This window comes from Marinobacterium alkalitolerans (assembly GCF_017776525.1).
GTDB lineage: Bacteria > Pseudomonadota > Gammaproteobacteria > Pseudomonadales > Balneatricaceae > Marinobacterium > Marinobacterium alkalitolerans.
On the sequence record NZ_JACVEW010000002.1, the window covers coordinates 211,326 to 219,375 of the forward strand.

6 protein-coding genes are annotated in these 8,050 nt (G+C 56.9%); 4 read left to right on the forward strand and 2 right to left on the reverse strand.

What is annotated here, in order from left to right; all coding sequences use genetic code 11:
* Window positions 1–130: 130 nt before the first annotated feature.
* Both H9C73_RS02250 and H9C73_RS02255 read left to right on the forward strand, forming a co-directional pair.
* Entirely contained in the window at window positions 131–3,535 is a 3,405-nt protein-coding gene (locus H9C73_RS02250; protein WP_209286156.1) for a hybrid sensor histidine kinase/response regulator, read from the forward strand.
* On the forward strand, window positions 3,532–4,443 hold the full coding sequence (locus tag H9C73_RS02255) for a response regulator (protein WP_209286157.1): 912 nt from the start codon (window positions 3,532–3,534) through the stop codon (window positions 4,441–4,443). The genes H9C73_RS02250 and H9C73_RS02255 overlap by 4 nt, the downstream gene beginning before the upstream one ends.
* 209 nt (window positions 4,444–4,652) lie before the next feature.
* On the opposite strand, the gene ppiC is transcribed toward H9C73_RS02255, so the two are convergent.
* The gene (gene ppiC, locus H9C73_RS02260) at window positions 4,653–4,934 is read right to left on the reverse strand and encodes a peptidylprolyl isomerase PpiC (protein ID WP_236014030.1); all 282 of its coding nucleotides are present in this window, start codon (window positions 4,932–4,934) and stop codon (window positions 4,653–4,655) included.
* A gap of 50 nt (window positions 4,935–4,984) precedes the next feature.
* On the reverse strand, window positions 4,985–5,719 hold the full coding sequence (locus H9C73_RS02265; protein ID WP_209286158.1) for a class I SAM-dependent methyltransferase: 735 nt from the start codon (window positions 5,717–5,719) through the stop codon (window positions 4,985–4,987).
* Window positions 5,720–5,942: 223 nt separating this feature from the next.
* On the opposite strand from H9C73_RS02265, the gene H9C73_RS02270 reads away from it, so the two are divergent.
* Window positions 5,943–6,719: a phytanoyl-CoA dioxygenase family protein gene (locus H9C73_RS02270; protein ID WP_209286159.1), complete on the forward strand. Its 777-nt coding sequence runs from the start codon at window positions 5,943–5,945 to the stop codon at window positions 6,717–6,719.
* Window positions 6,720–7,279: 560 nt separating this feature from the next.
* Window positions 7,280–7,957, forward strand: coding sequence for a hypothetical protein (locus tag H9C73_RS02275; RefSeq protein ID WP_209286160.1), 678 nt, complete (start codon window positions 7,280–7,282; stop codon window positions 7,955–7,957).
* The last annotated feature ends 93 nt before the right edge of the window (window positions 7,958–8,050 follow it).

Consider the following 8,050-nt stretch of genomic DNA (forward strand, 5'->3'; position numbering starts at 1 on the left):
GCTAATGACTCTCTGCCACGGCCTTGTCAGGCCGCTTTATCAGACGGGAGTGCCCGATTGTGGTGCGTCTTTCCCGGGAGCAGGTGTGCGTGCTCTATTAGGGTGCGTTTTGTGAGGCAGAGCAGTCAATATGGGTGCATCCCAACGGATCTATAAGGTTCGCCGGCGCTACAACAAGTGGGTGGCGGACCAGACACTGGAAGATTACGCCCTGCGCTTTACCGCCCGTCAGGGGCGCAAGATGAGCATCGAGCGGGTGGCCATGACCGCTCTGGGTGCCACCGCGTTTCTGGCGCTGGAAAGCATTGCGGCGGCCGTCACCCTGACCTATGGCTTTACCAACACCCTGATCGCCATGCTGGTGGTCTGCACCCTGTTCTTTGTGACCGGGTTGCCCATTGTCTACCATGCTGCCCGCAACGGGCTGGATATCGATCTACTCACACGCGGCGCGGGCTTTGGTTATCTGGGCTCGACCATCACCTCGCTGATCTATGCCAGTTTCACCTTTATCTTCTTCGCCATCGAGGCGGCGATTCTGGCCGCGGCCCTGAGGGCCTTGTTCGGCATTCCACTGGCGCTGGGTTATCTGCTCAGCGCACTGGCGGTAATTCCCATCGTAACCCACGGCATCACGGCGATCAGCCGCTTCCAGCTCGGCACCCAGCCGCTCTGGCTGATTCTGCAGGTGAGCGCACTGGGGGTGGTCATCGTGCATGAATCGGCGGCCTACACCGGCTGGACCGGTTTTACTCCGGCCGGCGTTGAGGCGGGTGACTCGTTCAACCTGGTGGTGTTCGGTGCGGCGGCGTCCGTGTTTTTTGCCATGGTGGCGCAGATCGGCGAGCAGGTGGACTATCTTCGCTTCATGCCCGAGAAGACAGCGGCGAATCGCAAACGCTGGTGGTTCTGGCTGGTGCTGGCGGGCCCCGGCTGGGTGTTGATCGGCATGATCAAAATGCTGCTGGGCTCCTTTCTGGCCTACATCGCCATGACCGAAGGCGCGGCATTCGCGGTGGCGACCGACCCGACCCTGATGTATCAGCGGGTATTTGGCTACCTGACCCACTCGGACGGGCTGGCGCTGCTGCTGGCGGGCGTGATGGTGATCATCTCCCAGATGAAGATCAACGTGACCAACGCCTATGCCGGCTCCATCGCCTGGTCCAACTTCTTTTCCCGCCTGACCCACAGCCACCCCGGTCGCGTGGTCTGGCTGGTGTTCAATGTGGTGATCGCGCTGATTCTGATGGAGCTTGGCATCTACGAAGCGCTGGAAGCGATTCTGGGTGTCTTTGCCATCGTGGCCGTGAGCTGGCTGGGGTCGGTATCGGCCGAACTGATGATCAACAAGCCACTGGGGCTGAGCCCGCCGGGCGTGGAGTTCAAGCGCGCGCGGCTGTATGACGTCAACCCGGTCGGGGTCGGCTCCATGGCCACGGCCGTTCTGACTGGTCTGCTGGCGTATCTGGGCGTGATGGGGGAGGAAGCACGCACCCTCAGCCATTTCATCAGTCTGGGCAGCTGTTTCGTGATGATGCCGCTGCTGGCCGTGCTGACCCGCGGGCGCTTCTACCGCGCCCGCAGTGATACCGAGCTGGAGCGGATCACCACCAACCCGGCCGAGCAGCGCCAGTGCGGTGTGTGCGAAAACCTGTTCGAGGTCGAAGACCTGAGTTTTTGTCCCGCCTATGATCTGGCCATCTGTTCCCTGTGCTGCTCGCTGGACGCGCGCTGTCTTGATAGCTGTAAGCCGCATGCCCGCTTTTCACGTCAGATGGTGGACTTTCTGCACCTGTTCTTCCCGCGGCGGCTGGCACAGAAGATCAACTCACGGCTGGGGCGTTTTCTCGGCATTCTGCTGAGCATCAACCTGCTGCTGGCCGGCCTGCTGGCGGTGGTATATCGCCAGATGGACCCGGGTACGCCCGAAGGGGCTGCGCTGCTGGGGCAGGCGCTCTGGGCGCTGTTCTTCATTCTGTTGATCGTATCGGGTGTGGTGGCCTGGCTGTTCCTGCTGGCACACGAGAGCCGTGTGGTGGCGCAGCAGGAGTCCAACCGCCAGACCCGTAAACTGCTGCAGGAGATCGAGGCGCACGAGGAAACCGACCGCGAACTGCAGGCGGCCAAGGAGCTGGCCGAACGGGCCAGTGAGGCGAAAAGCCGCTACATGACCGGCATCAGCCACGAACTGAGGACGCCGCTGCAGTCTATTATCGGCTACGCCCAGCTCATGCAGGGGCGCGACAACCTGGCGCGCAGCGATCAGGAAGGGCTGAAGATCATCCATCGCAGCGGCCAATATCTGGCGGACCTGATCGAGGGTCTGCTGGATATCTCCCGCATCGAAGCCGGGCGGCTGGAGCTGAACCGGGGCGCCGTGGCTCTGCCGGAGTTGATCACCCAGCTGGAGCAGATGTTCAGCTTTCAGGCCGCTCAGAAACGGGTGCGCTTTATCAGCGAGTTGCCCGACCGGCTGCCCGCCGTGGTGATGACGGACGAAAAACGGCTGCGCCAGATCCTGATCAATCTGCTCTCCAACGCGGTCAAATACACCCCGTCAGGGGAGGTGCATTTCCGCATCCGCTACCGCAACCAGGTGGCAGAGTTCTGTATCGAAGATACGGGCATCGGGATTGAGGCCGCGCATCTGGAACGGATCTTCGACCCCTTCGAGCGGGTACGCACCGCCGACACACCCAACCTGCCGGGCACCGGGCTTGGGCTGACTATCGTCAAGCTTCTCACCGATATCATGGGCGGAGACCTGCAGGTGGAAAGCACACCGGGCAAGGGAAGCTGTTTCCGTGTCTCCCTGATGCTGCCCTGGGTGGATGGAGAGCAGGCGCGCATAGAGCCACAGAAACCGATTCGGGGCTACCGCGGGCGGCAACAGCAGATCTGTATCGTCGATGACGACCCCATACTGCGCGGGCTGCTGTCTGATCTGTTGATGCCGCTGGGCTTCCGCATTCTGGAAGCACATGACGCCGAAGCCTGCCTGAAGCTGGTGGAGGGTGCGCAGCCGGACCTGTTCCTGCTGGATATCTCCATGCCGGGCATGGACGGTCTGACACTGGCCTCGGAGCTGCGCAGCCGCGGGCATCAGGTGCCGATTTTAATGCTGTCTGCCGATGTGCAGGAGCAGCGGCGACAGCCAGCGGCCGAGGCCGTCTACGACGACTACCTGGTCAAACCGATCAGCAACCATCTCTTGCTTGAGCGGGTCGGCCACTACCTGAAGCTGGACTGGCAGCGGGAGGCTGGGTTGCCCGCAGTTCAGCCCGCCGCTGCAGCCCCTGCGGCTGAAGTGACTGCCACTCAGGCCGAGCCTGACAACCCACTGCCGGATCATCCGTTGCTGCGCGAGCTGAAAGGCTGCGCCGAAATCGGCTACCGGCGCGGTGTGCGTGAAGCGATGCAGCAACTGGAACAGGCCGGCCCCCTGGATGACGCCGTCATGCGCTACATGCAGCAACTGGCCGAACGCATGCAGTTCGGCCAACTGGCCAAGTATCTGGAGCGAATGGAATGACCGAAGACGCCATAAAACGCGATTTGGTGCTGGTGGTGGACGACTCACCCGATGCCCTCAGCCTGATCAACGATGCGCTGGAAGAGGCGGGGATGGATGTGCTGGTGGCGCTGGAAGGGCGGCAGGCACTCAGCATCGCCGCTCGCATGCAGCCGGATATCATTCTGCTGGATGCCGTCATGCCGCACATGGATGGCTTTGCCACCTGTGAAGCGCTCAAGCAGGATCCGGCCCTCTGCGCCATCCCGGTGATCTTCATGACCGGCCTGACCGAAACCGAGAACGTGGTGCGCGGGCTGGATGTGGGCGGCGTGGACTACCTCACCAAGCCGATCAATCCCAGCGAACTGCTGGCACGGATGAGGGTACACCTGAACAACGCGCGTCTGACCCAGAGTGCGCACTCGGCGCTGGATACCACCGGGCAGCACCTGCTGACGGTGGCGCCGGATGGCCTGCTGCAATGGGCCACGCCGCAAACCCATGCGCTGCTCTCGCGCGCCAACGCCAACGAGCTGTGGATCGAGACATCATTAAGGCCGCAACTGGCCGACTGGCTGCGCCGCGCGCCCGCCGTGAACGACCAGCTGGCATTGAAAGGACTGGATTATGCCCTGTCGGTGCGCCTGCTCAGCCATCAAAGCAACGGTGATTACCTGTTCAAGCTGGTGGACGAGCAGCGGGGCACGGGCCCGGTGCTGCTTCAGCATCAGCTGGATCTGACCGCACGCGCCGCCGAAGTGCTCTACTGGATTGCCAACGGCAAGACCAACAAGGAGATCGGCGAGATTCTGGGCATGAGCCCGCGCACGGTGAACAAGCACCTGGAACAGGTCTACCCCGCACTGGGCGTCGAGAACCGCACCGCCGCAGCAGGCGTGGCGCTGCGGATTCTGGTGCGGGAGTAGGATGCTGCCAGCGTGCAGCGCTGACCCCTAAACACTATCAGCGCATCCTGAGGATCACACAGGCGATACGGATTCTGCGGGAAGATAAACATGCCAGCCTGGCAGACGTTGCCCATATCTGCGGCTTCAGCGGTCAGGTCCATATAACCTGAGAGTTCATTACCCCGCGGCAGGTGTGACTTGCACAGGCAGAGCGAGCAGGAGTGCTATCAGGGGTTTCGATACAGCGTTTTGATCAGGTGATAGCCAAAGCGGGTTTTGATCGGCCCATGCACCTTGTACAGGGGGCGCTTGAACACCACGTCATCAAAGGCTTTCACCATATCGCCGCGGCGAAACTCGCCCAGATCGCCGCCACGCTTGCCGGAGGGGCAGATGGAATGGCGCTTTGCCAGCGCATCGAACTTCTTGCCGCGCTTAAGCTGGTCCAGAATATCCAGCGCCTCTTTTTCGGTTTTTACCAGTATGTGCACGGCGGATGCGGTGGCCATGATCTCTCTCGCTGATCTTGATGAATAGAGCCGCTATTGTATCAAAAGCATTACAGCTGCAGGATAAACATCTCGTAACCAAACTCCCCCAGGTGCTGCTCATAGAGCGCAATCTCCCGCTCACAATCTGCCAGTGCCTGAGAGCCCGCCATTTGCGGTTTTAACGCATTCACGCGCGCCTTCAGGGGCTCGTAATAATTCACCCATGCCTGCTGGCTAAGAGGGAAGTGATCAATCACCTGATATCCTGTCTGCTGCATTTGTCGTTTCCGTGCCGCAACCGTCTGCATATCGGGGTATTCCTGCTGCCAGAAGTCAACCGCTGCCGGGCTGGGGCTATCGGTCAGCCACACCAGGTCACTGATCACCATACAGCCCTGTGGCTGCAGCAGTGTTTTCCAGCTTGTCAGCGCCTTCTCGACACCCATGATGTAGGCTGATGCTTCTGCCCATATCAGGTCAAAATGGCCGGGCGGGAAGGGCAGCTCCGTCATGCTCGCACATGTGGTCCTGACGCGATCCTCAAGCCCGAGAGCGTTCAGGCGCTGATTCAACTGATCCAGTGCCCCCGTTTCATTATCGACCGCCATAATCTGCGCCCGGGTATGCTCGGCCAGCAGCGTGGTGGCGAATCCCTTGCCACAGCCGATATCCGCTACCTGAGTCGGGGTTACGGGCACCTGTTCCAATGCTCTGAGCGAATCCTCATCAGACCCCGGCCCCCAGCGTTCAAGCGATTGAAAGATGGCCATAAAGTCGGCCATGTACTGATCGTGTTGATTCATCTCTTTTGATAACCATTTCAAATGCAGGGCGTCGCGTTCAGCGAACCCCTGCTGTTGTGTTCAGTATGGCAGCAGAGTGGCTGGTCTGATTTGCAGGAACAACCGCCAACACGCAAAGTCAAAGTGAAAACGGGGCAGCTGAAGCACCGCATGAGGTTCCTATCGTGCTTGGCGTGGTTTCGGCTGTCAGCTTTACGTTCACCGCCTACACACGGGAGGTCACATGCCGGCGCGACCTGATTTCTTGAAGAATATTTCGCCGCACCATGGTGAGATAATACGCGGCCTTCTCAGTGAAGAAACACGCCAGAAGCTGGTGGCCAAACTGGACGCCATGCCAAATGGCGAGACCTGGTATGCCGACATCTATAACAAGGCCATTTATGGCCCGATGGTGTTCCGTGATGAGGAACTCAATATCGTTGAGACCATCGAGGAACTGTTACCCGATTACCGCATTCTGGCCGACCTCTACCTGGAGAAAACACCAAGCGATCAAGGCTTCCCGTTCCACACCGACTTTGACTCCATCGGTTTTATGGAGCACCCGGAAGACATGCTCACGGTCTGGATTCCACTGACACCTGTCCAGGAGGAAGGCTCCGGGCAGCTATCCATCGTGATGGAGGAGGGGGCGGTTCGGTTATCGCTGATCCGCGAAGCGAACCAGCTGCACTCTCTGGTACGGATCGTTGACCCGTCGGTGCCGGAACACGTCCCGTTTCAAATCACGCCGCAGGAGTACGACTACCTGGAGCGGATAAAAGTAACCCCTTCACTCGATGCCGGTGATGCGCTGCTTTTCTGCAATGCCTTCTTTCACAAGTCCGAGAATGTGCACCAGGGTAAACGCACGGCCTATATTCTGCGCCTCGTACCCAAGGACGCGAAGTTCAGCCGTACACGCCTGCTGGGGCTGAAAATGCTCGGCCAAAACCTGGCGGTTGTGAACGAGCTGCTTGAGCAACACTATCCGGATGCGTTGGAAACCGTGGAGTAAACGGGCTTCCGGTGTAAGCGATGTCAGGTGGTCGTCCATGGTGGGGGGGCTCGTAGCGCTGACCCGCTGGCGGTCCACTTGAGTGTCAGACGCATCTCCTGAATCAGCTCAACCCACTGTTTCGGTACCTGCCTCTTGATAGCGAGCAACCTTCTTAGCACCCACAGGTAGTCAGCTCGGATTCCGCCGGCTATAGTGTTGTGAATGGATGACAGGGAGTACCGTGCCGGTTCGTTGAAAGCACGGATGCAGTCAGCACGAAATGAAGGAGTATCAGGGATGGTTTCAACCCGCCTATGCTTTTATCTCATGCCTTCATGGCTGCCTTTACGAGCAGTACCCGCAGAGCGCCTCTCTGTTGAGAAAAAATACCTTTTTATCCGTTTTCTGAGAATTAAGCTTTATTTATCAATCGCTTATGAATTTATTTGAGAATTAAAAGGTATACCCGATAATAATTATTATAAGGTCGGAGACCTCATTAACAGACTGTTAGCGAAGGCGACAATACTCTTCTGCGGGAGCATTGAAGTTTACAAAGTCGGAAAGGCGAAATTCAGATGAAAGATTATGCTTACACAAAATCTGTATCAGATGAATTTATTGGCATTCTACATGACATTTATGGCTTCTTTATAGATACAACGCAAGGTTATTCTATTTATTTGAAACAATTGCAATCGCAACAAGAACTGGCCGCAAAAAAGTATAACACAACAGTTGCAAAATTAGACGTTGCGACTATGACCTATGCAAACGGAGCTCCAACTGATCCAGAGGCAATAATTCTTCATGAATGTACTCAAAAAGAAATAAAAGAACGAAATATTAAAAACGGTCGAAATACAAATTACGTATCTAAATTCAGCACTGCTATGATCTACGAATACTGGGAAAATCAGTATAGAGGACTGTTTGCAGATGCTGTTGGGATTAAAAAATCAGATCTGAAATCTGATATTTTTGGCGACATACGGTTGATTAGGAATGACATTCTTCACTGTAGAGGGAAAGCTTCAGATAAAAATTGTGGTAAGGCAAAGATTTTAAAATGGTTTAAAGAAGGTGATACGGTATATATAACAGAACGCATGTTTGAGGAGATTATCGTAGAGATTTTCAAGTACATTAACACGTTGTTTAGTTCTTACTACCAGAAAGATGCATACCCTGATCACAGCCTTTCTTTGAAAGGTAGAGAACGCCATAGAAATACAAAACATACTATTAAACGTTGAAAACGAACCGAATGGCATAACAAGTGACTGTGGTGTCCAGCATAAATAATCAGGCTGTTTTATGACGCCAAAGCTCTTCGTTTTTGAGCATGG

Coding starts and splice junctions, on each gene's coding strand:
- H9C73_RS02250 (WP_209286156.1), top strand. CDS start 131: ATGGGTGCATCCCAACGGATCTATAAGGTTCGCCGGCGCTACAACAAG.
- H9C73_RS02255 (WP_209286157.1), top strand. CDS start 3,532: ATGACCGAAGACGCCATAAAACGCGATTTGGTGCTGGTGGTGGACGAC.
- ppiC (WP_236014030.1), bottom strand. CDS start 4,934: ATGGCCACCGCATCCGCCGTGCACATACTGGTAAAAACCGAAAAAGAG.
- H9C73_RS02265 (WP_209286158.1), bottom strand. CDS start 5,719: ATGAATCAACACGATCAGTACATGGCCGACTTTATGGCCATCTTTCAA.
- H9C73_RS02270 (WP_209286159.1), top strand. CDS start 5,943: ATGCCGGCGCGACCTGATTTCTTGAAGAATATTTCGCCGCACCATGGT.
- H9C73_RS02275 (WP_209286160.1), top strand. CDS start 7,280: ATGAAAGATTATGCTTACACAAAATCTGTATCAGATGAATTTATTGGC.